Genomic DNA, 1,318 nt, shown 5'->3' on the forward strand with positions numbered 1-1,318 from the left:
TGAACCGCTCCGGGTTTCCCGGAGGCTCCAACTCTTGAGAGGATGGAGCCATGACGAAGCGAACCCCACCCTATTCCCCTGAGGTCCGTGCCCGCGCGGTGCGGATGGTCCTGGACCACCAAGGCGAGCATGCCTCGCAATGGGCGGCGATCAATTCGATCGCGGCCAAGATCGGCTGTTCGGGGGAGACGCTCCGGAACTGGATCCGGCAGTCCGAGCGTGATCAGGGCATGCGAGGCGGCCCGACCACGGACGAGCGCGAGCGGATCAAAGCGTTGGAGCGCGAGAACCGTGAACTGCGCCAAGCCAACGAGATCCTGAGGAAGGCGTCGGCGTATTTTGCCATGGCGGAGCTCGACCGCCGGTCGCGGACATGATCGCGTTCATCGACGACCATCGGGCCGTCAACGGGGTCGAGCCGATCTGCAGGGTCCTGTCGATCGCCCCGTCGACGTACCATGCCCATGCCGCGCGGCGTGCCGATCCCGGCAAGCTGCCGGCACGGGCCAGGAGCGACGCGGCGCTGATGGTCGAGATCCAGCGTGTGTTCGAGGCGAACTTCCACGTCTACGGCGTGCGCAAGGTCTGGCGGCAGCTCGGCCGGGAAGGGATCGTGGTGGCCCGGTGCACCGTGGCGCGGCTGATGCGGGCGATGGGACTGAAGGGTGTCGTGCGGGGCAAGCCGGTCCGGACGACGATCCCCGATCCGGCAGCTTCGTGCCCGCTCGACCGGGTCAACCGACAGTTCAAGGCACCGCGCCCCAACGCTCTGTGGGTCAGTGACTTCACCTACGTCGCGACCTGGTCCGGCTTCGTCTATGTGGCTTTCGTGATCGACGTCTTCGCCCGCCGCATCGTCGGCTGGCGGGTCTCTCGGACGGCTCACGCCACCTTCGTGCTGGATGCCTTGGAGCAGGCCCTGCACGAGCGTCGTCCTCACCAGGGTGGTGGGCTCGTGCACCACAGCGACAGGGGCTCGCAATACCTGTCGATCCGCTACACCGAGCGCCTCGCCGAGGCCGGCGTCGAGCCGTCCGTCGGCAGCGTCGGCGATAGCTACGACAACGCGCTGGCCGAGACGATCAACGGCCTGTTCAAAGCCGAGGTGATCCATCGACGCGGCCCGTGGCGGTCGGTCGAGGACGTCGAGTTCGCAACCCTCGAATGGGTCGACTGGTTCAACACCCGTCGTCTGCTCGAACCGATCGGGAATATCCCTCCCGCCGAGGCCGAAGCGCGCTACTATGCCCAAGCCGAGGTCCAAGCCTTGGCAGCCTGACCCAAACCAAATGGCCTCCGGGAAACCCGGAGCGGTTCA

At 66.6% G+C, this 1,318-nt stretch carries 1 protein-coding gene and 1 other annotated feature; the gene reads left to right on the top strand.

The annotated features are described in order from the left end of the window. The first annotated feature begins 50 nt into the window (after nt 1–50). Nucleotides 51–1,279, top strand: a protein-coding gene (locus COGEMETH_RS24765; protein ID WP_238185324.1) for an IS3 family transposase whose coding sequence is annotated in 2 segments (ribosomal slippage) — nt 51–339 and nt 339–1,279 — 1,230 coding nt in all. Because the reading frame shifts where the segments join, the coding sequence is not laid out codon by codon here. Continuing rightward, nucleotides 332–448 (top strand) — a sequence feature (AL1L pseudoknot). (Overlaps the previous gene by 117 nt.) Nucleotides 1,280–1,318 lie beyond the last annotated feature (39 nt).

The sequence above is a fragment of the Methylobacterium trifolii genome (assembly GCF_022179685.1).
Lineage (GTDB): Bacteria > Pseudomonadota > Alphaproteobacteria > Rhizobiales > Beijerinckiaceae > Methylobacterium > Methylobacterium trifolii.